General features: G+C 49.3%; 38 protein-coding genes, 2 tRNA genes and 2 pseudogenes. 7 read left to right on the top strand and 35 right to left on the bottom strand.

Features of this window, described 5'->3' with window-relative positions; translation table 11 throughout:
- Window positions 1-23: 23 nt before the first annotated feature.
- From KGP26_RS12625 to KGP26_RS12595, 7 genes and pseudogenes are all read right to left on the bottom strand, one after another.
- A complete protein-coding gene (locus tag KGP26_RS12625) occupies window positions 24-1136 on the bottom strand; it encodes a hypothetical protein (RefSeq protein WP_223499337.1) in 1113 nt (370 codons plus the stop codon).
- A complete protein-coding gene (locus KGP26_RS12620) occupies window positions 1111-2538 on the bottom strand; it encodes a DUF4055 domain-containing protein (RefSeq protein ID WP_223499336.1) in 1428 nt (475 codons plus the stop codon). The genes KGP26_RS12625 and KGP26_RS12620 overlap by 26 nt, the downstream gene beginning before the upstream one ends.
- Window positions 2535-3860, bottom strand: a complete 1326-nt coding sequence (locus tag KGP26_RS12615; RefSeq protein ID WP_223499335.1) for a terminase large subunit domain-containing protein — start codon at window positions 3858-3860, stop codon at window positions 2535-2537. Before KGP26_RS12615 ends, KGP26_RS12620 begins: the two co-directional genes overlap by 4 nt.
- Complete coding sequence (locus KGP26_RS12610; protein WP_223499334.1) at window positions 3829-4881, bottom strand: terminase small subunit; 1053 nt, start codon at window positions 4879-4881, stop codon at window positions 3829-3831. Before KGP26_RS12610 ends, KGP26_RS12615 begins: the two co-directional genes overlap by 32 nt.
- 9 nt (window positions 4882-4890) lie before the next feature.
- Window positions 4891-5145, bottom strand: coding sequence for a hypothetical protein (locus KGP26_RS12605; protein ID WP_179250216.1), 255 nt, complete (start codon window positions 5143-5145; stop codon window positions 4891-4893).
- A 2-nt stretch (window positions 5146-5147) separates the two neighbouring features.
- Window positions 5148-5762 carry a protein Mom gene (locus KGP26_RS12600; protein ID WP_223499333.1) on the bottom strand — a complete coding sequence of 205 codons (615 nt, stop codon included), beginning with the start codon at window positions 5760-5762 and terminating at the stop codon, window positions 5148-5150.
- 53 nt (window positions 5763-5815) lie between these two features.
- A pseudogene (locus KGP26_RS12595) lies at window positions 5816-6268 on the bottom strand (ParB/Srx family N-terminal domain-containing protein); the annotation flags it as partial.
- Between the two features lie 546 nt (window positions 6269-6814).
- Here KGP26_RS12595 and KGP26_RS30405 point away from each other — a divergent pair.
- Window positions 6815-7105: a DUF1883 domain-containing protein gene (locus KGP26_RS30405; RefSeq protein WP_223499331.1), complete on the top strand. Its 291-nt coding sequence runs from the start codon at window positions 6815-6817 to the stop codon at window positions 7103-7105.
- Window positions 7106-7259: 154 nt separating this feature from the next.
- Here KGP26_RS30405 and KGP26_RS12585 read toward each other — a convergent pair whose 3' ends face one another.
- The 4 genes from KGP26_RS12585 to KGP26_RS12570 all read right to left on the bottom strand — a co-directional run bounded on the left by KGP26_RS12585 (window position 7260) and on the right by KGP26_RS12570 (window position 8879).
- Window positions 7260-7556, bottom strand: coding sequence for a hypothetical protein (locus tag KGP26_RS12585; RefSeq protein ID WP_223499330.1), 297 nt, complete (start codon window positions 7554-7556; stop codon window positions 7260-7262).
- A 267-nt stretch (window positions 7557-7823) separates the two neighbouring features.
- The gene (locus tag KGP26_RS12580; RefSeq protein ID WP_223499329.1) at window positions 7824-8174 is read right to left on the bottom strand and encodes a DUF2570 family protein; all 351 of its coding nucleotides are present in this window, start codon (window positions 8172-8174) and stop codon (window positions 7824-7826) included.
- The gene (locus tag KGP26_RS12575; RefSeq protein WP_223499328.1) at window positions 8171-8536 is read right to left on the bottom strand and encodes a D-Ala-D-Ala carboxypeptidase family metallohydrolase; all 366 of its coding nucleotides are present in this window, start codon (window positions 8534-8536) and stop codon (window positions 8171-8173) included. Before KGP26_RS12575 ends, KGP26_RS12580 begins: the two co-directional genes overlap by 4 nt.
- Entirely contained in the window at window positions 8526-8879 is a 354-nt protein-coding gene (locus tag KGP26_RS12570) for a phage holin family protein (protein ID WP_223499327.1), read from the bottom strand. Before KGP26_RS12570 ends, KGP26_RS12575 begins: the two co-directional genes overlap by 11 nt.
- 125 nt (window positions 8880-9004) lie before the next feature.
- Here KGP26_RS12570 and KGP26_RS12565 point away from each other — a divergent pair, with 125 nt between their 5' ends.
- Entirely contained in the window at window positions 9005-9445 is a 441-nt protein-coding gene (locus KGP26_RS12565; RefSeq protein WP_223499326.1) for a hypothetical protein, read from the top strand.
- 13 nt (window positions 9446-9458) lie between these two features.
- Here KGP26_RS12565 and KGP26_RS12560 read toward each other — a convergent pair whose 3' ends face one another.
- The 8 genes from KGP26_RS12560 to KGP26_RS12525 form a co-directional block, all read right to left on the bottom strand.
- Window positions 9459-9614, bottom strand: coding sequence for a hypothetical protein (locus tag KGP26_RS12560; protein ID WP_223499325.1), 156 nt, complete (start codon window positions 9612-9614; stop codon window positions 9459-9461).
- A 716-nt stretch (window positions 9615-10330) separates the two neighbouring features.
- Window positions 10331-10405: transfer RNA gene (locus tag KGP26_RS12555), tRNA-Gly, on the bottom strand.
- 2 nt (window positions 10406-10407) lie between these two features.
- Window positions 10408-10484: transfer RNA gene (locus KGP26_RS12550), tRNA-Ile, on the bottom strand.
- Between the two features lie 55 nt (window positions 10485-10539).
- Window positions 10540-10743 carry a hypothetical protein gene (locus KGP26_RS12545; protein ID WP_223499324.1) on the bottom strand — a complete coding sequence of 68 codons (204 nt, stop codon included), beginning with the start codon at window positions 10741-10743 and terminating at the stop codon, window positions 10540-10542.
- A 201-nt stretch (window positions 10744-10944) separates the two neighbouring features.
- Window positions 10945-11781: an antitermination protein gene (locus KGP26_RS12540; protein WP_223499323.1), complete on the bottom strand. Its 837-nt coding sequence runs from the start codon at window positions 11779-11781 to the stop codon at window positions 10945-10947.
- Window positions 11778-12065: a DUF1364 domain-containing protein gene (locus KGP26_RS12535; RefSeq protein WP_223499322.1), complete on the bottom strand. Its 288-nt coding sequence runs from the start codon at window positions 12063-12065 to the stop codon at window positions 11778-11780. The genes KGP26_RS12540 and KGP26_RS12535 overlap by 4 nt, the downstream gene beginning before the upstream one ends.
- Window positions 12065-12661, bottom strand: coding sequence for a DUF1367 family protein (locus tag KGP26_RS12530; RefSeq protein WP_223499321.1), 597 nt, complete (start codon window positions 12659-12661; stop codon window positions 12065-12067). Before KGP26_RS12530 ends, KGP26_RS12535 begins: the two co-directional genes overlap by 1 nt.
- Window positions 12662-12721: 60 nt before the next feature.
- The gene (locus KGP26_RS12525; RefSeq protein WP_223499320.1) at window positions 12722-12904 is read right to left on the bottom strand and encodes a hypothetical protein; all 183 of its coding nucleotides are present in this window, start codon (window positions 12902-12904) and stop codon (window positions 12722-12724) included.
- Window positions 12905-13223: 319 nt separating this feature from the next.
- Here KGP26_RS12525 and KGP26_RS12520 point away from each other — a divergent pair, with 319 nt between their 5' ends.
- A complete protein-coding gene (locus KGP26_RS12520) occupies window positions 13224-13481 on the top strand; it encodes a hypothetical protein (protein WP_074032435.1) in 258 nt (85 codons plus the stop codon).
- A gap of 93 nt (window positions 13482-13574) precedes the next feature.
- On the opposite strand, the pseudogene KGP26_RS12515 reads toward KGP26_RS12520, so the two are convergent.
- The 16 genes and pseudogenes from KGP26_RS12515 to KGP26_RS12440 all read right to left on the bottom strand — a co-directional run.
- A pseudogene (locus tag KGP26_RS12515) lies at window positions 13575-13847 on the bottom strand (dATP/dGTP pyrophosphohydrolase domain-containing protein); the annotation flags it as partial.
- Window positions 13848-14071: 224 nt separating this feature from the next.
- Window positions 14072-14374 carry a hypothetical protein gene (locus KGP26_RS12510; RefSeq protein WP_223499319.1) on the bottom strand — a complete coding sequence of 101 codons (303 nt, stop codon included), beginning with the start codon at window positions 14372-14374 and terminating at the stop codon, window positions 14072-14074.
- A complete protein-coding gene (locus tag KGP26_RS12505) occupies window positions 14374-14883 on the bottom strand; it encodes a hypothetical protein (protein ID WP_223499318.1) in 510 nt (169 codons plus the stop codon). The genes KGP26_RS12510 and KGP26_RS12505 overlap by 1 nt, the downstream gene beginning before the upstream one ends.
- Complete coding sequence (locus KGP26_RS12500; protein ID WP_223499317.1) at window positions 14880-15308, bottom strand: hypothetical protein; 429 nt, start codon at window positions 15306-15308, stop codon at window positions 14880-14882. Before KGP26_RS12500 ends, KGP26_RS12505 begins: the two co-directional genes overlap by 4 nt.
- Window positions 15305-17482 carry a DNA cytosine methyltransferase gene (locus KGP26_RS12495; protein WP_223499316.1) on the bottom strand — a complete coding sequence of 726 codons (2178 nt, stop codon included), beginning with the start codon at window positions 17480-17482 and terminating at the stop codon, window positions 15305-15307. The genes KGP26_RS12500 and KGP26_RS12495 overlap by 4 nt, the downstream gene beginning before the upstream one ends.
- The gene (locus KGP26_RS12490; RefSeq protein WP_371822139.1) at window positions 17479-17823 is read right to left on the bottom strand and encodes a hypothetical protein; all 345 of its coding nucleotides are present in this window, start codon (window positions 17821-17823) and stop codon (window positions 17479-17481) included. The genes KGP26_RS12495 and KGP26_RS12490 overlap by 4 nt, the downstream gene beginning before the upstream one ends.
- Before the next feature lie 9 nt (window positions 17824-17832).
- Window positions 17833-18015, bottom strand: coding sequence for a hypothetical protein (locus KGP26_RS12485; protein ID WP_223499315.1), 183 nt, complete (start codon window positions 18013-18015; stop codon window positions 17833-17835).
- Window positions 18015-18428 carry a hypothetical protein gene (locus KGP26_RS12480; RefSeq protein ID WP_223499314.1) on the bottom strand — a complete coding sequence of 138 codons (414 nt, stop codon included), beginning with the start codon at window positions 18426-18428 and terminating at the stop codon, window positions 18015-18017. The genes KGP26_RS12485 and KGP26_RS12480 overlap by 1 nt, the downstream gene beginning before the upstream one ends.
- Entirely contained in the window at window positions 18425-19114 is a 690-nt protein-coding gene (locus KGP26_RS12475) for a hypothetical protein (RefSeq protein WP_223499313.1), read from the bottom strand. Before KGP26_RS12475 ends, KGP26_RS12480 begins: the two co-directional genes overlap by 4 nt.
- Window positions 19107-19250, bottom strand: a complete 144-nt coding sequence (locus KGP26_RS12470; RefSeq protein ID WP_223499312.1) for a hypothetical protein — start codon at window positions 19248-19250, stop codon at window positions 19107-19109. Before KGP26_RS12470 ends, KGP26_RS12475 begins: the two co-directional genes overlap by 8 nt.
- Entirely contained in the window at window positions 19243-19914 is a 672-nt protein-coding gene (locus KGP26_RS12465; protein WP_223499311.1) for a DUF1627 domain-containing protein, read from the bottom strand. Before KGP26_RS12465 ends, KGP26_RS12470 begins: the two co-directional genes overlap by 8 nt.
- Window positions 19911-20297, bottom strand: a complete 387-nt coding sequence (locus tag KGP26_RS12460) for a hypothetical protein (RefSeq protein WP_223499310.1) — start codon at window positions 20295-20297, stop codon at window positions 19911-19913. The genes KGP26_RS12465 and KGP26_RS12460 overlap by 4 nt, the downstream gene beginning before the upstream one ends.
- A 16-nt stretch (window positions 20298-20313) precedes the next feature.
- Window positions 20314-20817 (bottom strand): replication protein P, encoded by a 504-nt coding sequence (locus KGP26_RS12455; protein WP_223499309.1) that lies wholly within the window; start codon window positions 20815-20817, stop codon window positions 20314-20316.
- Complete coding sequence (locus tag KGP26_RS12450; protein WP_223499308.1) at window positions 20795-21694, bottom strand: DnaT-like ssDNA-binding domain-containing protein; 900 nt, start codon at window positions 21692-21694, stop codon at window positions 20795-20797. Before KGP26_RS12450 ends, KGP26_RS12455 begins: the two co-directional genes overlap by 23 nt.
- A 301-nt stretch (window positions 21695-21995) precedes the next feature.
- Complete coding sequence (locus tag KGP26_RS12445; protein ID WP_209527538.1) at window positions 21996-22559, bottom strand: toxin YdaT family protein; 564 nt, start codon at window positions 22557-22559, stop codon at window positions 21996-21998.
- Window positions 22560-22561: 2 nt separating this feature from the next.
- A complete protein-coding gene (locus KGP26_RS12440) occupies window positions 22562-22804 on the bottom strand; it encodes a YdaS family helix-turn-helix protein (RefSeq protein WP_074032479.1) in 243 nt (80 codons plus the stop codon).
- Between the two features lie 103 nt (window positions 22805-22907).
- Between KGP26_RS12440 and KGP26_RS12435 the strand changes: the two genes are divergently transcribed.
- The 4 genes from KGP26_RS12435 to KGP26_RS12420 all read left to right on the top strand — a co-directional run bounded on the left by KGP26_RS12435 (window position 22908) and on the right by KGP26_RS12420 (window position 24626).
- The gene (locus KGP26_RS12435; protein WP_074032478.1) at window positions 22908-23288 is read left to right on the top strand and encodes a helix-turn-helix domain-containing protein; all 381 of its coding nucleotides are present in this window, start codon (window positions 22908-22910) and stop codon (window positions 23286-23288) included.
- A 325-nt stretch (window positions 23289-23613) separates the two neighbouring features.
- Window positions 23614-23811 (top strand): hypothetical protein, encoded by a 198-nt coding sequence (locus tag KGP26_RS12430; protein WP_081375925.1) that lies wholly within the window; start codon window positions 23614-23616, stop codon window positions 23809-23811.
- Window positions 23812-23958: 147 nt separating this feature from the next.
- Entirely contained in the window at window positions 23959-24252 is a 294-nt protein-coding gene (locus KGP26_RS12425; protein WP_209527544.1) for a hypothetical protein, read from the top strand.
- A gap of 140 nt (window positions 24253-24392) precedes the next feature.
- Window positions 24393-24626 (top strand): hypothetical protein, encoded by a 234-nt coding sequence (locus tag KGP26_RS12420; protein ID WP_223499307.1) that lies wholly within the window; start codon window positions 24393-24395, stop codon window positions 24624-24626.
- The last annotated feature ends 176 nt before the right edge of the window (window positions 24627-24802 follow it).

The following is a 24802-nucleotide window of genomic DNA, read 5'->3' as shown; positions in this document are numbered from 1 at the left end:
CGGGCTCGTTGAAAATCTAATTTTTACATTCCGGCCTGGCTAAATGCCTGCCCGTCAATCTCTCGCAGTTGCGCGAGTGTGAGCCACTCCCCTTTATCGGTGAAGAATTCAGAAGTCTTCATGCCACCATCTCGCATCAGCCGTGCGCGGGCCTCGCCCAATACCTGCACTTGCCGCTGATAGGATTGTCTCTGGAGCCAATCGCGATAATTCGTGTCTGCCGGCACTTGCCCATCCATACTGGCCCGAGTGCCTTCCAGCATGTCATTGGCATCGATCCCTAGGTCTTGCCATGACTTGACCACCAACGTTTCGGTAGAACGGCAGCAAAAATGAATGCGGCCAGGTCCTGCCCCATAAGGCACCTTATGCCCGATAGGTTTGTTTTCCATCGTGTACCGCAGGCGATCACGAATAATGCAGGCAGGCGTGGTTTTGTTGTCCAACGTGCTTAGCCACTGCTTGCAATCAACTATGTCGGCGTTTGCCTGAGCAAATTCAGTGCGGGCTACTGCTGACATGTGATTGACCGCAGTCTTTATGACGCTTGTTGCGTTGGCTCGGCCTGTTTGCAAAACGCCATCCTGATAATTCCGCGCCTTCGTGCCACGTATGCGCCGGTATATCTGGTCTGTCGTTTCTCCCTGCAAATAGCCCTGGCTAACCGCATTGCTGATACGCTGCATACGGTCGCCTTCAAGCTTTCCGGCCCATTCACTCAACAACCGGCCCTGAAATGGCAGTGCGGTAGCTGCTGCATAGGCTTGCTGGGGTGTGATCGTCATGAGTGGCCAGCGCTGCTTAACCGCCCCAGGCAGCAGCGAATCGAATAGGCTCAACTGGTAGCCAACCTCATGCCCTATAAAATCGCTCAACTCGTCACTGAGTGAATGATAGAGCTGCTGATGAGCCTGCTGGTTGATATCGCGCACGCCGCCAAGCAGCGTTTCCAAGCGGCGAACGGTGAAACTGGTAGGATCCAAATCCTCCAGGGCAACAATCAACCGGGCGGATAAGTCAGCGTCAGCCTGGTTTAATACCGTCACCATTCTTTTTGCTGTGCCGGTCGAGTACCGGCTTACAAAAATTGTGTGCGCCACCGCCTCATCACTAAGCCGCTGATTGACCGTCGCCATTGGCTCCACCCACAAAGTTAGGCCCGGAAGTGCTCAGGACATCCAAAATAGTCGCCGGGTCTGCCGCTGGATCGATGATGTCCATTTTTTGCAGTGAGCGGATCATGTCGAGCGTCGGAACAGCTCCGCTTTGCCACGCTGCCACAATGGCATTAAGGACATTGGCGTCTGCCCCTTTCGGCAGGAACTCCTTGGTTACCGCATAACTGATAGCATCAAACTCGTTGATACCCAGATAACGTGCGCACCACATCACCGCCACGGTATATGCCTCGGAAACGTTACTGCAGCAGATGCCCAGAATGGAGGTGCCGGACGCCTGCTCGCCGCTTGCCTGCGTTGCCGTCTTGATTGCACCATTTTGCTCAATAAGCCGAGCGCCGAGTGCAATCATGTAGGCTTTTTTGTCGTCCATCGCCTCTTTGGCAATCATGTTTGGCTGGCCTTGCGCCATCCCCATCGCCCCATCAGCCGGTAACAGCATAGGGTTTCGGGATCCAAACTTAACGCCGTTTTTTTCCAGCCAGTCGCGCCAGTCTTCGGATAAACCACTAATCCACGGCTGGATCTGGCCACAAAAATGCACGCTATCCTCATAGTCTGCACTGTTGCGGTAATGGCCCAGGTTAATGGAGATCAGCGCCTCTAGCGGGGATTTGTCTATATCCGGGTTGTTATCCTGTGCGCCGAGGAAAATGAATGGTATTTCGTCCCAATGATCAGCTCCGAATGGCTTCGGATAATAAGGTTCACCCGCAACATATTTTTGCGACTTACCATCACCCGAAGGCCGCCATACACGCACCATGAACTTGTCCCCCTCCATCGCCAGTTCACGATATTGGATCACATCCTTGAAGCCGTAACCGTCCTCTTCTTCAACGCATTCACGCAATACCACGAGGATTAACTTGTTGCGTCCATTGATACGCTTTGTTCGCCAGTTGATTATATTTTCGGTCAGGTAACGCAAGATAATGGCTTGCTTCCCTTCCTCTGCGTAATCGACATAAAGCCCGTCACGGGCCACCTCAAGGACTGATTCAAGGCTTTGCTGCGACTGCTGGTAAATGCTGGTCCCGGCTCCGTCAGCATTCGTTTTCAGGTATTCCAATTTGTTACTTTCGGGAAGGGAAAGCGTCGGATCCCGGCGAAATGCCATCCCCTGTAATCCCTGCTTAGTATTTGCAGCGATTGCATAGAAAACCGCACGTGCCAGATAGCTGGCGTTGCGCTGCTCATTGGCTTCGGATATATCCAGCGGGTTTAACTTTGGCAGATGCTCATGGCCTGCGGCTTTAACTGCATCCGGGCCGCTACACACGTCCCGGTTTCGCTTCCACGTAGGTAAAGCCTCGTCGTACTCTGGCCGAGTAAACGTTATGTCATTATTTTTACTCATCCTAAAGTGGATCCCATGTTAGTGCTGAATGCTTCTTTAATTTTCAGGGCGAAGAGATAGAAGATCGGATAGCCACCAGCGTCGTTACCGTGGTCAAACCCACCTTTTTTATCTGGTTCACCGCTATCCGCATAAACCTGACGCTCTAGGCACTGAGTAAACTTAGGGCATTTTTTCGTATTCACTTTCATCCGACGATCGCCATATGTGTTGCACAGCATGGCATTCACGGAGTTAACACGATCTTTAACTGCCGGGTTTGAGTCCTTGGCCTTAACCGTGAATCCAGCGTCTTTTAGCAGCGATATATCGGACTCACTGGCATTACTTGAACCACGATTTTTGCCGGAGGCATCTGGATAAATGAGGATTTTGTGGCCGAGAAAATGTTTCGTTATTTCCTCAATCATTGCCCTCGTATCAAATTTATTCATTAACTCATCAACGGCGTGCGGCAAGCCCTCACGCATTACGTAAACCACTGCCGCCATTTTTCCGACGTTGAAGTCCATCCCTATATGCAACTCATCACCAGGCTGGATGGTGTCGTCAGTGTGGTTCTCCTTCCGGTCAAAGCAGTAATAAACAACGCCTTGGTAATTCTCGAACGATGCCAAATACTCTTGGCGAAATGTCCGGGGATCCATCGTGCGTCTAGCTGTCTCGATTTCTTCTGGCGGTACGTTGCCACCGTCAACCGACGTATAAAGCCAACTGCGATGATCCGGCTCTCTACCATCCTGCCCTGCGCAATACGTGTCGTAACAATGGTTAAACCCTTTCGGCGTTCCAATACGCAATGCATGCCCACCCACGTACTCCACACCATCAACCGTGTATTTGCATGTCGAGAGCATCGGGCGAATAACTTCTTCCCACGCTTCATACGGACAGTCGGCCCATTCGTCTATCAGCACGAAAAAAAGGCCGGAACCACGCAGGTCATCGTAATTATTCAATCCCACGCAGCGGATAATGTGACCGCTGTTGAGAGTGATCGATAATTCCGTTTCGTTTGGCTTTGATGCTCGCCAATGCGGCGGTATAGCCTGCTTTAATCTGCGCCAGAAAACGCGCTTGGCTTGCTTTAATGTCGGTGCGCAATACCAGATTTCATCCTCAACGCTGACGTTCCAACGATCGGCCAATCGGGCTGCTCGGCGCATTTCTGCCTTGCCAAGAAAGGTTTTACCAAATCGACGACCACAAACTGCATCACGAAAACGAGCCTTTGGTTGCCAGCCCCAAACATAAATATTTGCCTGCTTTGGCGTTAACTGTACGGGACCGTCAAAGGATTGGATTGTCCGGCGTAGGTTCATCAGGAGTTAATGCCTGTAGTTGATAATCGCCCTCAAGGCCTTCGCGTTTGCCGGCCTGATTCAGTTCCTTACGCAGTTGATCAATCTCCAACTGCCGTCTTTCAATTTCCAGTTGATGAAGTTTCTCTGTGCGTCGGAATGTCAGGAGTTGCAGCAGTTGCGCACGTGCCGCTTTTTTATCTTCTGTAAGGATCTCAATGCCGAATTTGCTTTCCTTTACCCCAGCAAAATACTGAAGCGCATGGCCTTGAAGATCCCGCACATCAGCAAAGAAAGTTTCCCCAACGCCCTCGCCGTTGCAGCGTGGGCAATCAGGGTTAGGATCCGCGTTCTCAACAAACCCCACACCGCCATATTGAGGTTTAGGTTTGTTTTCTGCCGTTGCCTTAGCATCAGCAGTGTCGTACTCATTAATATCGATCCATTGGTAAAAAAAGTTCTCTCCCCAACAGTGACGACAGTTAACTCGGCGGAAATGAGATAGCTCTCTTGGGTCGGCATTGATGATGGAAACCAGTTGATCAACCAGTTCATCGAGATCAGCCTGATACCGTTTCGAAGCTTTTGCCTCAAGGTCGCGAATTGCTTTGGCAACCTTAATATTTCTGTATACCTGCGATGCACCAAAGTAAGCGTTCTTTCCTTCGCATCGATACCCAGCACGTCTGTATGCTTCGACTCTGCTTTTGGTGATAACGAACCAGTGGGCAAACCATGCCTGTTGCAGCGTTATTCCATAATCATCAGGGTCTATCGATAAATCCGTGTCGCTATTTTCTTGATCCGACCTCATCCGCTTTTCCGACCGTGAAGCCTTTGGTTCGACCGTCCGACCATTTTTGTTTTGGTCGGTTTTTTTGGTCGGAGTTTTGGACGGTTTTTTTTTACGTTCCCATCCGTACTTCTTCGCCATGTCGATTAACGTGGTTTTCGCTATACCGTGCTTTTTTGCCACATCTTGAATTGAGAGCAGACCAGCACAATAATCACGTTTCAGTTCGCCCCCATCCAATTTGCTCATGCGGCTTACTCACTTCGGTTTTAAATGCTCCAACAAGAAAATCATGGCTCGCGTGTCGCCTTTCTTGGCCTTGATGTAAAGTGCGTTCGACAAGTCTGCAATCCCCTTGGCCTTCCCCCTGCGTATTGCCTGCCGGTAAGTGGCGATCGCCTTCATGTCTGTCCGCGTCTTTTCAATGTCGATATCCAATGCGTCGGCTATTTGCTGCTCCGACAATCCACGCCCGGCCAATGCCTCGATTTTGTCGAGCGTCGGCTTATCCATAGCTACACCCTCTTGGGATATGGCTTATGGCGAACGATGAGGATTTTTTTCATTTTCTTGTCGAGGGGCATCAGGTATTTGTGTTTCCCTGACGTCTTAAATTCTTGCGCGTTGTGATCCAGGTGCTGACGAACGGCATCAATACTCTGTTTCACGCCCTTTGCCGCCACGCTGCGCGGATGGACTTTTTTACCTTTGACGATGAATGCACCCAGCGTTCCTGCACCGACCAGACCTTCATAAATCCAGTTGGTCGCCTGGTAGATGCCACCGTGGTGATTTTGGTCTTTGTCCGCGTAGGAGACGATCAGCCGCAGGCCCGGACAAACCGCAGCCAGGAATTTAATCGCCTTTGCCAAAATCTGGCTTACTGGCGATTGGTGTTCCCTCAGGGCTACGCGTGTCAATTCGCATACTTGGTCTTGCTTCAGGCTGTAGGGTTGGCCGATGTGATTGTTGGCGCCGCGGCTAAATATCACCACACCAATAAACTGGCCATCTTCCCATGCGCCGACCTTTACCAACTTTCCGACCGGTACAGCTTTTGCGTAATGCCAATTCAGGCAAGCATGTGCAGCTGCTTTGTGGGTTGCCCAATCCACGATGAGAGCAGTCATAAGACACCCCCGCAGTGTGGACACAGCTTTTCTTCCAGTTGGTCGAGCTTTCCTTGGTCGCTTTCATCACCCGGTGAGAAATCGACGTTCAGCATGTTGTCGATCTCTTCTGCGCTGAATCCGGTCAGGGTAAGGTCGAATCCTTCCGTCAGCAGATCACTCAATTCCATAGTCAGCAGGTCGATATCCCAACCGGCATCAAGAGGTAATTTGTTATCCGCCAGGCGGTAAGCTTTTTTCTCTGCATCCGTCAGGCCAAATAGCGTGATCGTGGGTACCTGGTCAAAACCGATTTTTTCCGCAGCCAGTAATCTACCGTGGCCGGCGATCACCTCCCCATACTCATCGATCAAGATCGGATTAGTCCATCCGTACTTTTTAATGCTCCCGATTATTTTTTCTACCTGCTCCGTCGAGTGAGTTCTCGCGTTTCTCGCATAAGCCATCATCGAATTGAGTGATTTATAAACGATTGCAAGTTTTTGCTGATTTTTTACTGTGGTCATTTCAGAGGATCCAATAAGATGACCCTGCTCTCGAGAGCAAGTGGGTCTTGGTTCGTACTCATCATGACGATCTTGTGGGTATGAATGGCCGCCGGTAGCTCTAACTACCGGTGGCCGCCCACCTTCCTTTAGAATTTTCTGCTGACTTCTGGATTACCCACTCGGGAAATCCGCCAACAACCATCTACGAATACAGATCGTTTGTGCTAATTTTCTTTGTGGCCAACGCAAAAATTCAGAACAAAATAAAAACCACCAGCAGATAACGGTCAGGGTGACCAGGCAGGAGCTACCGGAGATTTTTCGTGCCTTAATCAGTGCCCGAGCAGACGCTTTTTAATACAAATAATCAATTTAAATTCACCATTATTGTTCATTTTTACACAAATATTTTTATTTACATGCAAAGCTAAATCCATATACTCAATCCGAGTTATAAGTTTGCGCTGTTTTCCCACTAGTACTTCATATCCCTATGTAACACTTGCCCCTTATCAGGAGGGGCTTTTTTTACTTCCAAAACGTAAAATATCGAGTTAACTTAAGATGCTATTAAATAATTCATCCCGTCATGATCGTTCATACCTTGCAGCGGGTAGTGTTGTAGTCGTACATTGTTCACACCCTTCAATCATTATGTTGATGTCTGATGACCAATATGGAAAATATCTCATGGGCACGGCAGTTTTCTTTTATGGGGGATATTATTCAGAATTTCCAGCTAACATAGCCGTACCGGACTCGTGTTACTGGAATGTCATTATCAAACCCGTACAAAATTGTAATGAGCACATAGAGCACTCTATTTTATTTACAGATCAGAAAAAAACGCCCTAGAATTTATAAGCAAATATATTATTTAAATTAACCGCGATGTTCAGTTGCTGCATAACATGCTCAACCTACAATTAGCTCATTAACAACCTGAAAATAAAAACCCCGGACTATGCCGAGGCTATTGGTTACATGAAAATAGCTAATGGCAACCTTATTAATCCAATTTATTTCTATGATCTTGGCATTTGATACGCAAATAACCATCAAATGTTGGTGGCATATTTACTTTTACAGACCTCATATCCCCAACTCCATACTCATGCATATATGTACTTCTATTTAATTCAAACTCATCGACCTGGATAATAACCTTAGGCTCAGCTATTCCTTTTTGCTGTTCATCAAACACTTTAACTAAGTATGCATCATCATGTTTTTTAATGACATCATAACGAACAAATCGCCCGTCTTTGTGATCTGATATGTAATGACTGTCAAAGTCGTAAATCATGTCGAATGCCTCTCTTTAGTATCGAATTCTTAATCTCCTCCAAATAGAAGAAAGATACAACTCATTTAAAGAGTCATAAAAAACTATCCACTACTGCCTACACTACTCCGGTGCCACTTAATCAATCCCCTAATCCTTGATGAGCACACATCAAGCTGAGTTTGGCTCACTTGCAACGCTATGACAGCATCACCAAACGTCGAGCCGGTGAACGGTGTCTGTTCGCATTGTTGTAATAGCACTTCTGGCGGGTACACGTAGATCAGCTTAGGGGCTGGTGCGGGTGGCATCCTTACCCCGCAAGATGTCGATAACATCATCAGGCAAAGGCTGATTGCCAAAGTCGCTATGTTCCAGAGCCTCGCGTAACGTTCTGTTTTCAGCATCGGCCTTGGCCCTCTTCTGCCGCTCAGTCTTAAGTTGTTCCTCGTTAGCGCGCCGGTCAGCGTCAGCGGCACCTTTTAGCGCCCTGATCGTTTCATCGCGACCTTCCACCATGGCTACCAGCGCTTTGTTGTCCTTTTCAGCTGCTTCCAAATCGTCTGATAACAAGGATGCATACCAGCCCAGACAGATAGCCAACAGCAACACACCTATCGTTCCGAACTTATCCATCATTGCTTCCAACGTGACGGGCTGGTGCGAACGTCAATATGGGTAAACGTGGCATAGCGCCCCACACCGTAGCGGCCCGGATACTTACCTTCAAAATACGCGGCCACTGCGGCTGGCTGAATGCCTTTTACCTGAATGTCGGCGGCGGTACCCAACAGATGCTGGCTGGACTTTGCCCCGCCAACTTTTGCATTATGTGCCGGGCAACGACGACCACTGACGATGGTGATGGGCACAGCAAAGTGTGTGCGGGCGTCTTCCAGAACCTTGATCAGTTCTGCCGATACCTGGTTCGCACCGCAGCCGCAACGGCATGCAAATTCGTTACTGCTGAAATGCTCTGACAATTTAGAGTTACTGGTCATTTTTCCTGTCCTTTTCATCCAGCGGTGTATTGGTCTTCATGCTGGCAAATATGCGGAGGATAGAGATGCATCTCTCTACCCCCATGCCACCAATGACCACACCGACGATCAGTGCGTTATCCTGACTCATACCAAACAGCTCGAGGGAATTGATAACGCCTAGCGTTATTAACAAACAGATAAGGCCAGCATAAAGCGCGTCAAGCCACGATTTACCATCGCGCAGCGTTAATAGCGTCGCCATGCCGAACGCGGCAAAAGAGCCGTATACCGCAGGGGCGTTAAGTTTTATCCACATAAGAAACGCCTCGATAAAGCCCGGCGGCAGGTTGTGATTGTCCATTACCAGTGCTCCGGCGTAAGAAATAAAAAAAGCCCACCTGAGTGAGCCTTGCGAGCCTGGTTATTTTTTATCTCAGGCAGTGGTGGTATCTTGGTAGTGCTTAAATCAACTAAAAGGGAAACTTAATGAGCTCGATTCACAATTTATGGCATGCCATCAAATCAAGGGTTTGTCATAACCATGGCGTTAGCCTTTTAGATTTTAACAATGGTAACCTTGAGGGCAATCGAGCCAGAAACCGAACTGCGCAACTGTTCGTATTAGAGATGATCCTCTACAAACACCGCCTGCAGTACGCAACGATATTTCAACCTCTAGATGGCAAGGATGCTCTACATCACCTTATTCTCACAAAAACAAAATGGAAACTCGCTGATATAAGATCACTTTCCCTTGAAGACTGCTTGTTTGTGATCCAGGATGAGTTGAGGCTCAGTAGAGTGCCAGAAGAAGCAAAGCATTTACTCAATGCAGCTAACCTTCCAGAAGCAGCCTTTATTTTTGAAGAGCTTCCAGAAGAGGATTGGGCTCCCAAGGAAAACTCAACTTTTCTGGCTTCAATGTAGGTGCGTATTGCCCTCAATCGTTGTCCACTTCCGTGAGTCGCTTGATCAAGGCGGCTCTTTCTGAAATCAAACGATTGTAATGGCTCAGGTGCAATTTTTGCTGACCGAGCCAATCTTCAAGCTGTTCCGGCGTCACGCCAAGATTGTAGAAATACGGTTCGTTCTGCATGTGCATTTCCTCAAGCAGTGATCCGGTCAAAGAAAAGGCCACGCATTAGCGCAGCCCTATGTTTTGTTGATTTTTACCTATTTAACCATGCGTAATATATTGCTTTTATTTATGAAATCATTAATTATACTTACCACTGCCATGATGAAACAGATACTCCATCTGACGTGGTGCCGATTCCCTAGTGTTGGTCATATTGACGCCCACCACCCTAGACGGAGGGTGGTGTTTTTTTGCATTCAAATCGGCAGCAGTGTAATTATAGATGCCCATCCTGAAGTTGGTGGCATGCCAACCAACAATAACAACATGCCTTTCTGAACGCCTAGCCCTGAACAACCCTAGTTGCTTAGGGCATTTTTTTATCTTTAACAATGTGATAGATAGCACTAGGAAAAATCATGCGTGAATGGCTCCCATTACTACTTTTAGTTTCCACTCTGGCGATTTTGTCAGCATTTTTGTTTTTCAATATGGTTTGGTTCAATTAGCAAAAAGCCCCAGCGGTTAGGCCAGGGCTTGAATGGGTGCCAGTCTTTCCCGGCTGTCACTTCACATCGAGGGGCACATTCACAAACCCGACAAAGGGATCGACTGTGCGTGTCAAAACATAAATGCGCCCCTCTGTTGCGCCAGAATAAGCGGTTGAGCACTCACCGCTAAGATGACCCGACATCATTCCTTTTACAAGCCAGCAAGTGCTCATTCGATTGTTCTGGAGCGGTCAGCGGGAGTCGAACCCGCGTCATCAGCTTGGAAGGCTGAGGTAATAGCCATTATACGATGACCGCTTTGGTGGCCCTTGCTGGACTTGAACCAGCGACCAATCAGTTATGAGCCGACTGCTCTAACCAACTGAGCTAAAGGGCCGAGGCCAGGATACTAATGCAGTCAGGATAATCACACAAGACCCATCAAAAAATCTTTACAATCTTCGGTGTTTCTCCGCTTCGAATTTCTCGCTCAACACAATGCTGTCTGGTAGTAAGGCCAAGGCGACGTAGAAATCATGCGGGACCATTTCATCCATCATGAAAGTGTAAATACCGACGTGATAAACCTCAGCGTCTTCCTCCCAAGCCCGAATATGCCCCTCATGCCAGCCATCACAGGGGTTGAGAATTAACACGTTCTCCCCGTCAAGGTCCTCGGTTGGTCTTTCGCTGGCGGGTCTAAATGTGAGTTGTTCGATATTGGCTGTCTCCATAAATGCAAAAACCCACACAGGGCGGGTTTCTCAACGTCAGGCAGAAAAAACCCATCGTTAGAGAGAAATTACCACACTTTCGGGAAATGTAAATAGCCCGCAATAAAATCACTCACTATTTTGTCAACCTGTCGTTGCCCTTAACGCCATATTGGCTCTCTCCTCTTCAATATCCAACTGGGTGATCATCTCGTCATAAAATGGCTTCACCGATTTTTTCCATGTATCTAACGAAATACTTTCAGTGATACAAGCGATCGCCCTATAAGCCTGAGTCGAAGGGATTCTTTCATAGCCGCGCCCTGAGCAGCGTTTGCAGGGTTTCTTCACCGGTACGCCTTGGCGCTCTGACTCATCTTTGTCGATGGCTACACCACGACCGCGGCAGTCATTGCAGCCGGATTTTATCACTGTTCTGCCGTTGCATTTTGGGCACACCTTGCGCGTGGTTTCATAGAAAGTATGCTTCACCCGCATTTCCCGACCTTCCAACTGCGTAATCGACGCTGGCAAATCTCCTCGCGCAAAGCTGTCGACAGTGTCGTGGGCCTTCGCCAGCTTGTTCATGACAAATTTCCGCTCTTCGATAAAGCCACTATCACATGCGTCGCATGGTACCTCGCTGGCAGCGCTCCGGGAGAAATCCAAGAATGCGAATGCCGCCAGGGTAAGGATCACTCGGGCTTTGGTTTCGCCCGGGAGTTTGCGAATTGCTGCAACGCTGTCAGAGCGCGCCATACTGTGCTTGGCAAGCAACACTACCGCCTTAACCTTGTCAGCATCACTAATGCCCACCTTACCCAAGAACGCCGACAAGCCCAATTCCGCCTGAGCCTGACACATTCCCAAAGCCCCCATTACGTCACTGATCGTCAAAGAATCCGAAGCCGTCGCAGGAACCGAGTACCCCAGCATTGGAGATTTCGGTGAGAAATATTTTACTACCGACTCGAGATTCATAATTTTCCTTCCTTTCTCAGAATTGCTTGCGTGCGAAATACGCCCTCGGCGTGGTACAGGCGCAGGGTTTCACGGTCATATTCGGTTTTAATGCGGCCATCGATCGCATCGTGACAGTTGCTACAGGCCCAGGCACCCTGCGCATCATCGGGTTTTATGCCGGTGCCGCAGCTTCCGGCCATGCGGTAATGTGCAAGCACGGTGGTGTAAGGATTAAAATTACAGACGCCAGGAATGCGGATCTGGCAGTCACGTCCTTTGGCCTCCTTTTTAAGATTGGCCATTATTCGAACTCCAGCAACTGCAAAGCCACGTTCTCAGCTTCTTGCCTACTGCGGAAACTCCGTGACAGGATGAAATTCCATAGAACGTTGAAAACGGACTTATACAGGCCTTGGAATGTGTCTTCATCCATTTTGGAAAACGAGATCGATTTAGGTACCCGTTGGCGTAGTCCATTGGGCAGGATCACCTCATCGTAATAGCCAGCTTCAACCGTGGCCCATGCTCGGTAGGGCTCAAAGGACTTGATCACCGCAATTTCTTTGGCGCGCAACTTTCCTACATTAAACAGGTAGTCATCAGCAACTGAGCTGATGATTGCTCCATGCTGGCCGGACATATCAATGAGATATTCGACAAACCCATCAATGAGTTGCCGTTCGGGCAGCGTCAATGTGCCGCCGGTTGGTGTCCAGTAATCAAATCCAAACTGCAGGAGTTTGAAAAAACGCTTGTGAAATTGATAGTTACGGACACGACGGAACTCGGCCTGGATCCATTCTCCAAGCTTTACACGTTGCAAAAAATCGCTGGCCTCGATCGTTGCCGGGGTCAGGATAGTTGGTGCGGATTTTACTAACTGTAGTAACTGCGCCATTGGTTGCTCTCCAGTAGCGCAGCAGGTGATCAGCTGTTCAGGCTGATGGGCTATTATACATTACTTTCGTTTGACGATGTAACCAGCCATCCTCAGTATCATTACCATCATATCCATATCAACGACAACCTGATCAGGTTGAAGTGGCATTACTGCCTTTATCTTCCCCTCTTCCGTATAAATAATTGATCGCCCTAAAAATGGTAGCTCAACTGGAAGTTCATATAAAAAATGACCATTCACGGGTTACATCTCCCTAAATTATGGGAGATTAGAAAAAATGCAACTTCCAATTTTTTTAACATACAAATCACCCAGAAATATTAATGGAGTATTGACTGTGCATTCCTATGCGGCGGCAATACATTAAAATCCCTGGTGAAAAAAATTTTAATCTTAACCGCTTTATTTTGTGTGGATATGTTGCGGCTTTAGATTAATTTGCACCAGTCAACTATTATTATCAATACCACTAAAAGTGGTGGGTCATTGAGTGACCCTGCGGGAAAGTAGCCGCAAATAACATGGATAATGCAGACCATTGATAATTAATGGTTATATTATGCAAGAGATTGAGCTGGAACTTAAGAACACCATCAGGAAATTACTTATAAAACAGAAGTATAGTAGAAAATGGTTGGCCGGAGCTACAGGTATAGATTATGAGCGTGTAAAGCGGTTACTCAATGACCGAAGCAATCAGAGGTTATCTGTGGCTGACGCTGATTTAATGCTAACTGCGCTCGGGAGTGACCTGCGCCGGGCACTAATAAGCCCACTATTGAAAAAACTTCGCGCTGAAATTGATGAGTATGAGTAATGAAAAGGGGGTTGCCCCCCTTTTTTTTATCTTGACTTTCGACTGATGCAGTCCTTGAACATTACTTCTCCCATAGCATCACTAACTCTCGATCTTGATATGAAATCGAGGTTCGCAGTCTTTCGGCTCCGGCCACTTCCGTGCTTTAAGGATTGGCAGCTTTCTCTCCATCGCTTCAATCATCTGCTCATCTGTGATACCGGCACGGCGTTGGGCATCCCACAGCAAGAATTGCATATCAGCCCAATCTAAGAGATCGTCAGGCGCAGCAGCTGCTTCGCATGCCTCTTTCGCAAGGTGCTTTAACGGACCGACAGGCCCAACATTCCCGAACGTGGCATTCGACCATTCAGCGTGTTGCTGACGTATGCCTTTCACCCCATCAACACGGGCTTCTATCGCTTTCCAAAGAGGCTCATATTCCGGCCAATCTGACTCAACAACTACGCATTCCAACGGCGCTTTTCCCTTAATTGATCGGCCGCGCTCTATGCTGTCAGCAATCGTATGCAGGAGCTTGTAGTTAAGAGGGCCAAGGATATTTTTTGCGTCAGCCTCTTTAATGACGATATAGCGGTTTTCTCTTTGCATTATTCCCCCTTGACCTTAGCTCCTGGCGATAACTTGCGTACTTTGATTAAGTGCGGATTCTTCATCTTGCAAAGCTGCGTCGTCGCCTCATCTATTGTGCTGAACGTATGAGCATTTTTGATATCTTTCGTCCAGTATTTAGCTTTGTATTCGCCAAGGTCGCACTCAAAATACAGACGTCCAACGCCAACCCATTTCGGTTTTCCGTTCATCATCACGATACCGCGTTCATCATAAAGAATATCATCACCCTCGAACGTCATTAAAACGAATGGGCCATCTGGTTTTATTGCGCTAATCATTACTCCCCCTTATGGTGACAATAATGTGCGCCGTCTGGTCTACTCGTTAAATCAAGCAGCCGATTGCAACGTGGGCATGGGGAACGCACTTCTACCCTTGCATCGACAAGAACCTTGACCACGTCATCAAGTGATAACCACTCCCCGCAGGGGTCACAAACCACGCCGCAATCGACGGAATAACGATCCGGCAACGTGATAGGTTTCTGTTGTCGCTGTTCTGCTGCATCGGCACGTTTGCTTTCAGATTCGGCCAAGCCGTGGAAATCCCACATGTGCCGCTCGTAGTATGCTGATTGCTCTTGCTCCAGCTTTAGCGCTGCCAACAGCTTCTTAATGAGTACCGCCGTTTCAGCGGCCACGTTGGTAATCACATACTCTTCCGTGACCTCCTGGCCGTTTTCGCTATTACTGACAACAGCGAAATAGTCAGAGTCAATATCGTTATCAGCTAGGCTTTCAAGTCGCCCGATTGCCTCTATTGCGCAATCCGTCAATTTATCACTCATGCTTTTTGCTCCCTGGCTAAAGGAACTGCCAGATCGACAGTCCATGAAATGATTGATGCCTCACTGTCTGTTTTGGGCTCACCGAAAACGTAATATTTGCTCCCCGGCCTGCCCATTACAGGATCGAGAAAAACGGGTTTATCCCCTTCAACCAAGATGGCGATAACCTGATGTAAGCCGCCAACAATATTCAGGGATGCGACAGAGAGAAAATAAACGAATCCATTGCGAAGTGTTCCTTGCTTAGGATGCCCGTAAAAATAAGGTATGCCGTAGTGATCCAATGCATCGTCAAGCCAGTCTGTTTTTGCATGGAATTTTTCATGCCAAAGCTCGACAACTTCATCCACCGGCCGTGACGCGACCATTGCAATGCAAGCTGACATGCATGTGTTGAAGGTTGGTTGCTGTTGATGTTCGATCATGCTGCCTGCTCCTCTATGGCAATACACATTTCCGGTAAGTTGGCCCGAACCAGCGCTTCGGCGAAAGGCGGCGGCACCGCGTTGCCGCACCTGGCCACTTGCGCCTCTTTCGAGTATTTTTTCCCACGATAATCGCGTTCGATGATGTACCAGTCAGGGAACCCCTGCGCTCGATACAATTCTCTCGGCGCCAGCATCCGCATGCAGATATCAACGATGATGTAATCGCCGACGCGTATGTAGTTGGGGCGTTCTGCGGGAAATAAGTGGCTTTCGTCTGGCTCGTCGCTGAATTTCTCCAGTAACCGGGCGCACCACCACGCCCCATAACGCTGTTCATCCGTCAGTGGTTCCTGGCCGCAGTGCGCTTCATTGATCGCCATACGGTCTTTTGTGGTGACCGAATGCACTGGTGCCGCAACGTCGACAGCTGTCGCTGTGCCATAGTATTTGGTCAGGAAAGCTTGGACGTGCCCGTTATGCTGGCCACTGGCGGTTATCGTCGGTACCGGATCTGTAATTTGCCTGCCGTCTTTGCACGTGCCGCGCAGGTGTACCAAATGCGATGTACAAAGCCCGTGGTGGTCAACTTGGGTAATCGTATGCAATGGTTCATCCACACCCAGGCCTGCGCCGGTATAGTTGCCGCCGTAGTGCTTCACTATGTTGGTAGCGACTAAAGCATGGTGCCCACCAGTGGTTACTGTACGCAGTGGTTCGTCAGCTTTTCCGCCCGGATGCCCTGTGGTGTTAACCATTAAATGAACAGATGCCAGCGCGGTATGTGCAGTTGCTGGGATGGTGATCGTCGGTACGTCAACAGCTCTCGGTTTGCCCGAGTATTTCGGTCCGCCAGCACCAACGAGAACAGCACTGACCATGTTCATGCGCGAAACTCTGGTGATCGTCTGGTATGGTTTTCTAACTGGCTTAGGCTGCATTTGCCCTTCGTTGCCACCGGTACCGACAAGAACAGCCGCAGCTATTTGGGTTTTCCCGCCACCACCAGGCATGACCGTTCCCACCGGAGTATCAACCGGTTGGCCGGTACTGTTTCCGAACTGGCGTACTACCACCGGGGCGGCAACCCCAAAGCCGTGGGTTTGCGTTATCGTCTGCAGCGGAAGCCTGCCAGATTGCCCCCGGAAGCAATGGTATTTGGTTTTGTTCGATGTGTGATTGCTTTTCACGACATACGGCTCGATCAAAAGGTGTTCTGCTTTGCTTGTGATCGTGGTCAGCGGTTGCCCTGCTGCGTACTGCCGCCCATCACCACCAAAACCGGTTTGCCCAATTTGAACAATGTAGGGATCTGGATTATTTATAACGAACCGTTGCAAGCCTTTAACGATGCGGCGCAGAGTGTTATCTGCCAGATCCTTCTTTCTGCCAAAAATGCTTTTGGTTGGAAGTGACCAATCGATAATTTCGGCAGCCGTACGCCAGGGTTTGAGTTTTCCGCTCTTAACCTCTTTAGATTTCGGATCCCCGTGGGTGGGTTCGGGCCAAACTATTGGATTACCATCACAGCGGGCCATCATGAAAAAGCGCTTACGGATAGTTGGAGCGCCATAGTCACAAGCTCTCAACTCACGGTACTCAACCGCATAGCCCAGTCCAGCTATCAGACGACGGTGATCGTCGCTGCCCTCAGCTATACCCAAAATTTCGCAGCACTCAGCTAACGCAGGGTGTTCTGCATCAATGCCGGTGGTTAGCATTGCTATAAACCCGAGAAAAGTTTCCCCAACACGATCTGGGCATGGGTAGTCATTGCCGTTCTGGTCTGTCACGAGCGGCCCCCACGTTTTAAATTCCTCCACGTTCTCCATTGCGGTAACCCGCGGGCGAACCTTCAAGATCCATCTGATTTTGATCCAGGCCAGCCCCCTGATTTCTTTTTTAACCGGTGCTCCGCCCTTCGCTTTCGAAAAATGCCTGCAGTCGGGGCTAAACCACGCCAAGCACACAGGCTTGCCAGCTGTGGCAACCACCGGATCGATATCGAACACGGATTCACAGTAATGCAACGTGTCCGGATGATTGGTTTCATGCATAGCGATCGCATGCGGGTCGTGATTAATCGCAATATCAACGCTGCGGCCGGTGGCCAACTCGATACCCGTTGACGCACCACCACCACCGGCAAAGTTATCAACAATAATTTCTCTCATTGGTATTGCCCCAAGGTATCGGCCAGCACTTTGGCAACGGAAGTAACAGTGGGCATAGGGATCCCTTCTAACCACATGCGATTGATATGGTGCCGTAGCCGTTTTTGATGGCACTCCGGCAAGTTTTCCGCGCTGTCGATTTGGGTGATCACCATCTCGACCTCTTTAGGCCAAACTGTATTTTCAACCGGGATCAGCAGCATGGTTTCAAGTTCGATGATCCGATTAATGGCGTTTTTCAGAATTATTTCGTCCATAGCACCGCCACCATTGTGATCAGCAATATCCAAAACGTGCCGCTGGCGATGCATATCATTTTCCAGGGATTTCGTAACATCCATTTTTTGATCTCACTCTTCATGATAGGCCTCGCTGAATACCGCGTGCGATGGCGACCAATCGCAATACGTGTCCGTTTCGACGTGGCCGAAAATCGCTTTGCAACGGCGTATGTGCGCACAGTCCCCACAAGTTTTGCCCACAGGAAGCTTCATTTTGTCCGGGTCGGATGGGTCAAAATTGAGTTCGCTCATCACCTGTACTCCCAAGACACGCCAGCTTTTACCAACTGTCGACAATGCCGAATGATGACAGAGCGGGTTATTTCCCCGCCCAGCCGCCACGGTGAGTAGAATGGAGATTCATCAACTTTCTCTCTTTCATCGCCCACCCAACCCGCCGCATCAAGTGCATTCCCCATCCCTGCCCAATCTGTGGTTTGGTCTATCAGTGAACGATGCAGCAAGTAAAACGCATCGTAGCTATCAGCCTCACCCCAATAATCCACGGTGGTCACTGTCCATTCGTCATTGCTATAGCCCCACTCCAATTCGAAAGCGTCAGCGGGGTATTGGCGAGGCATGAGAGCTATCAGCAGACGCATTGCCTCTGTGCTGAATTTCTTTTCAATGCGGGCTTTGCGATTGTCATAACGGCGCTTGCTCATATCCGGCCCTCCCTCAGCTCGACCAGATACCCGCGAACATATTTTGAAAACGCCTCTCTCCGCTCTATTTGGCCGTAGAAGAATGGCCCTTCCATGATTTTTGCTGTTTCGGCGTCCCAGGCATCGGCGAGCTTCTCAACGCCTATAGCCTCGATGCGGGTCAGTGCGGCATAGGTGGCGGGAAAGCTCAATTCCTCAGCACACGGGATTACCTCGCCGTAGATACGTTCCATTGCCTGCTCCCAGCCGTATTGCATGGCATCGTAGCGATCAGTGATACCGCGGTCTTCTAAGCCACACCCCATACTTTCAGGGTGATACTGGGGCTCGTTATCCAAGTTAGTAACGGAGTCGATGATGGCTTTCGTCGCCGCATTCTCTGCAGTTAGTGCCAGGTTATCGTCCATGAGGCTCTTTACCGTCGCCTCTACAGGATCGGTGTAACCTGATAGTGCATCGCTGGCCCATTGCTGCATACGTTCGCCTTCGGTCGCCGGGTCCATTTTTCTGATGCCTGCCAGCGTTTGAACGTGATTTGCGTTTATTGCAACAACAGCATCAAGTTGCCGCTTGAGCTGCTCGTAATCTTCAAACTTTATGTAGCTACCAGCCGTATTTACGTACATTTCTGGCGAGCCAGTAACGAAGCCGACATCAGGTTCAAAACGTGTTGGTGAATTAGTCATGACCTTGATCCTTTGTCTGGATATCGTCGCCTTCAAAGCAATCAAAAATGATGCATAAGACCCATGCGATAACGATGGCTGTGATAGCCCAAATAGCGCCGCCAGGTTCTTTTATCAGTTCCCAAAACTCAGCCATTGGTTACCTCCAACAAACGATGAACCCGGTTCAGGTGTTTGAGTAATTGCTCATCACGCCGTGCACCGGCTTTCTGTTGCTTAATGCGTTCGCGCAGATGGGTGATCGTTGGAATAACCAGCGTCTCGGTATTTGATTCAACTGCTGGCGTTCGGGGTGCAACTGGCGCTGCGCGGAAAACAGCTTTCAGCGTTGGAACATCCACCGTTTTAACCGCGGGCGCCGGTGCTGCAATTTTTTCAGGTTCAGCCCTTGCAGGCGTCACTTCAGCGCCGGGCATCATGTAACGGAATTTACCGCTGGCTGACTTGCGCACAACCTTCCCGCGACTGGTGGCCATTGCCAGGGAAGATGCAACGCGACGTGCCGTAACACCCGCAACGGCAGCGAGCTCCTCGGCCGTCATTGGTCCCTTTTCTGCGATGATATTGATCAGGTCCTCAGCTTTGATGCTTACTGGCTTAGTTTCGGTTTTCCCCACATGTCCTGAGGCATTTCCGGTCACCAGCTCCCAACAATTGCCATCTTTCTTTACCACCTCGGCCTCTTTGAGTTCCCAGAGCTGATCAATAACTTCCTGTCGTTCCATACCCAACCGCGCAGCGATTTCGATGGACGAGGCTTTACCCATCGCTTTCAGTGCATCAATGATCGTTTCCATCATGCGTTACCCCGCACAGCGGCCAGCGCCTGATCGAACATTTTGTGCAAATGGCAGAACCGCAGTTCAACTGGGTTGAAGTGCCAGAGCCTTTTATCACTGGTGGTGTTTTGAGAATTAGAACGATAATTTACCTCCCCTCGCGTAATAAAACTTTCGCTGGCACTGATCAGTGTGTAACGCGCCTTATTCCCCTGGCTTTTGACAACAATTTCAGCGTGGGGAGATCGAACCATATTCCTCAGTCGAGTGAGGATTGACATGCGAGTGAGGTCACCATCGGGATAAGCATGGTGTGCCAGCTCGTATATTTCGCTGGTACTCAGTTCCTTGCCCAAGATCAGATCGACGAATTGCCTAGTTGTAATTCTGGTTTTTTTGGTCATTGGTTTATGCTCCGGCTTATTTCTTGTCTTTGACGCTTGAACGTATCCTGGCCAACATTTCATCCCCGCGCTGACGGTATCGGCCATCGGGATCGGCCTGTTGGGAATAACCTGGGGGCGGTGGCCCTTTTATTTCAGCCCGGCGAACGGGGGGAATTGAATACCCCTGCTCAACTTTCTTGGCCCATTTTTCCAACTGGCGAACAGCCAAGTTTTTCAGCTCGACCTCAGAAAGTTTTCGGCCTACACCCTGGCGACGCATTTCAATGCAAATGTGGTACAACACGTCGCTTTTCCAATTGAAATCCTCGGAACTGTTGTACCGCCAAGCCCCGTTGCGCCATCGCCAGTATTCATCCACAACGTCAGCAGCACTGAAGCCCAAAATGCTTGGCGTTGTCTCACCGACGATTGCCACGAACTCGGCAAGGTCAGGCGGCCAATGGTGACCTGCGTTGCAACGCTCGATACAGCGCGCTGTTGCTGCACTTAGTTGGCTATTCGAGAGCTTTGAAATCATTTGGACCCAGGCCGTCGAGGGTGTGGTGCCGTTCTTCCGGAGCCACCGTTGGGAATAAATCTTCGCCATTGTCTCCCAAAGGCTCCAAGCCACATCTGGCACGTTCGGCATTCCGGGCGGCCCGGACTTGTTGTAATGGGTCGGTGGTTTGTACATTTGCATTTGAACCTCGTGATTGCTTGATGGTGTTTTGCTGCAAGAACTGAGCGAGAGAACGCTCAAATTTTTGCTCCCATTGCGATTGCTGCAGTTCGCTACGTTCGGCTTGCCAGAACACGACAAAGTCAGCCAAAGCAGCGGCGAAAATATCCGGTGGCACTTCCGGCCATTGGGTTATTGCCGGTCGCCAGTTTTGAAACATGGGGAACGGTCGATCATCAGGTAAAATCTCTCCCTCACACGCATGCGCGTTGTGTGGGGTTTTATCTTTTAGATCTTTATCTTTATCTTTATCTTTATCTGGTGTGACATTGCGTGACGCGTTGTGACGGGCTTCTTTCTCCTTGGCTAGTCGCTGCCGTTCACGCTGAGCATTTTTACGTTCTGCGGCAGACTTGGCGCCGGTTTCAGGGTTGCCAGAGTCTTCACGTTTAACCTGCCGTTTCTTCCAACCAGTGAGATCTTTCCCGTCCAAAACTCTGCCTTGCATAGCTTCTAAAATCTGCCCAATGTCACGCTCGGTCACGTCGAGCGCACTTGCTAAATCTTCGTGCGTGACATCTGCGTGACCTCGCGTGACACTCTGTGATGCGCTGACTAACAGGTGCAAATATGTCGCCTGTACTAGTGCCACAGGCTGCCCCGACAATCTGGCTATAGTTCGCCATTTGGGGTCATTCGGCATGTCGTGCCAGAGCCGCAACCATGAATTAGCCATCTGAACTACCTTTGTTTTTGCTGATGCTGCTGCACTGCTTTCACCGACGCCCCATGCGACGCCCTGGTACATGCGGACGGTCTGGCTTGCCCTTCACCCGCTTTAGCGGCTTTGCGTACGTCTTTGCGACCGCAAGGCTGCTAGCGATGGTCGCATTTGGGTATGCCAGGTAATGATTGGCGCCGTGGACTGCGGCAGAACGCGCGACTTCAACAGAAAATCCATTACTTACCAGTTGATCGCGGATCTGCGCTTCAACTTGTTCTCTTGAAAAATTAGCCATTGGTTTATGCTCCGATCGTTAAAAACAGCCGCTGAATACTGCGGCAGCGCTGGCCATAACTGCAGCCCACCGATCCGGCGGTGCCAGCCTTACCAGCGATTCAATGCCCTCGCGGATTTCTTTCTCCAGCTCACGCAACGGTGCGCCGAGTAATGCCGCTTGTTTGGCATCCGCGCATTCTTTGATGGCGTCGGCCACCAGTTCAAGCTTGGTTTTCCCCTGCTTCAATCCGTATTTTCTGGCTATCTCTATCGGCATCACGTCGGCAATTACCGGCGCCAGCTGCAGGACGTAACCGGCGTACTTCTCAGTACGGTGCGGGTTGTCCAACCAGCGGAAAATGTTCTGTCTGTTGTTACGGTCAGAATTCCCCAATTGGAGGCATTTACCGTCACGTCGAAACCATTCATCGGTGATCAACTTTGCGATAGTTTCCTGTGCCCGGCCCGGCAGCGTGCTCTGCCAATCCTCGACGGCCAGCCGCACCGCCTCGGGTTTGACGCTGGCACGGCGGCGCATGGAAGATTGATTTTCTGAACTCAGGCGCTGGCCACTCGCCCTGATAGCATTTGCAAATGACATGGTTAACCCTCAACAATCGGCCAGTCTTCCTGTGGTTGGACAGGTATTCCATCGGTTGGGTTTGGATAAAGATCCGGACGCAACTCATGGGGAGTTACGCCTGTTACTTGGAAAATGGAAAGCACCCTGTCGGAAGGCACACCATTTTTTTTCCACAGGCAAACAGCCATTCGGCTTACGCCTAATGCCTTGCCTAACGTATTTGCGTTTCCGTGTTTGCGGATTGCGTTGTTGATACCAGTCATTACGACCTCCGTATTAGTTACGGTGGAAGTAAAGCATTTATTTACCAAATGATCAAGCAAGTCAATCATTGCAGATGTAAAGCAATGATTTACAATAGAGCCTATGACTACGAACACAGAACAACCTGACCTGATAAGCAGACTCACTGAGATAAACCAAAAAGGCATATCCAAAGCTGATATGGCGCGCATTGCCGGGGTTAGTAAGCAAGCAGTAAGCGGTTGGTTTAGGACAGGTACAATTAGCAAAAAATCTGCTCTTGCTATTGCTGAAGCGGCAGGCGTTTCTGTTGCATGGTTATATGGTGAGAGTGTCGAAAAAAAGAGCGGACTCGGTGCTGATGAGATGGAGTTGCTTAGGCTCTATCGCCAGCTCCCAGAACCTGAACAAAGAAATATGATCGCCGTTTTTGGCGCTCGACTGAAAGAATTGGATGAGTATGTAGAAAAGTACGCTCGCAAAAGGATCAAGGGTGTTGAGTAGTATCGAGGCAGGCAAGAAAAGCCCCACAAATCCCCGATAAAATAATCTGAGACGTACCGAAGGCCAGAGGGCTGACATAAACCCTCTGGCCTTTAACATTTTCGGCCACACTCCAACCGCCCTCCCGAGGCGGTTTTTTTACAACCAAAAAACCTCACATAAAAATTTACTTGATCAAATAGTAAAGATATTGTTTACTTGTTCCATCAGGCAGCCGCTGCGGCGACTGTAGAAGTGAAATCAGCAGCAGGTGAAAACGTTCTGACAGCCAGGAAAGACTGGCGAGCATAAACCAATGTTCAACCAATCAGCAGAGGGGTAGCCAATGATCAGCACTACCGTTCCACACAGTGGTAAAGCAACCAACTACCGCAACAAGCGCACCGGCGCTGCATGGGTGGCACATTACGATATCCATTGCCAAGTGTATCGGTTCGAGCCTACCGGCAACCTTCGGGCGATCAAGTCGCCGTTTGAATCTCGCAGTATTCCGCCATATTTCGAACCGGCTGGCACCCACTGAAAGTGCAACACCAGGGAACGGTCGTATATTCCCGCGCGCAGATGTAGGTAATACGACGCCGGAAACGTAACCGGCAACCTAATTATTTTTAATTCAGCTTATTAATTAAGCCATGGATCCCCATTACCTAAAACCGGAGTATGACCAATGAGCAAGACTGTTATTTTTAAATTAGAGCAGGTCAGCAATAACATCGCCAAAGTAGTTTCAAACAGCGAAACTGCTGGTTACATCGCACTACCTGATAACGAACATCAAAACCAGCAACCTTTCGCCATCACCCACAATGGCAAAGATATTGGCTATGAGCATTGTGAGGTATGTGCGATCGAAGCCGTTATCCGCCGCTTTGAACGCATTCCCCTTTCGGTAGAAATCAACCTCATTACGCCTAAAGAGGTCGCCCGTTCTGTAAGCATCAACGTGGTATCCATTCACTGATTGCTGTGTGTGGTCTTCCCCCGCCGTCGTTGGCGGGGCTTTTTGAAGCTATTGAAATACGTCCTGCGTTTCCTATCTGGGGGCGTAAATTCGCAGGGCGTATTTCAATATCAACCTGATGATCAATGGAGAGTAGATATATGGCTATCGACATTACCATAAAAGTAGAAAGCATTGGCTCAATTGAAAAAACCGGATTTCGCTCAAATTTAGAAGTAGAACTTAACTCCGCTGAATTAACAGAGGCTGTTGATGCGAAAGCCATTGTCGGTGAATACGACAAAGACGAATTGCTTGAAGCAATTGGTGAAGAGTATATCCAGGAATGGTTAGAGGAACAGGGATTCACAGTTACCAATGGTGACCAATTATGATGTTTTCACCATCTGCTGCAATCGATGCACAAAAGAAGTATTGCGCTGAAAATCGCCTACCTTTATTTGCACCTCGTGACGGCATTTGCAATCGCTGCACAAATAATATTTACCGGCAAAAAGTTTCACATGGGTACAAAACGGGCATCTCAGTTGAAGCCGCTGGCACTACGCAT

It is taken from the genome of Serratia sp. JSRIV002 (assembly GCF_019968725.1).
Classification (GTDB): domain Bacteria; phylum Pseudomonadota; class Gammaproteobacteria; order Enterobacterales; family Enterobacteriaceae; genus Chania; species Chania fonticola_B.
The sequence above is the reverse complement of the archived record's forward strand: the minus strand, read 5'-3'. Positions and strand labels throughout refer to the sequence as shown.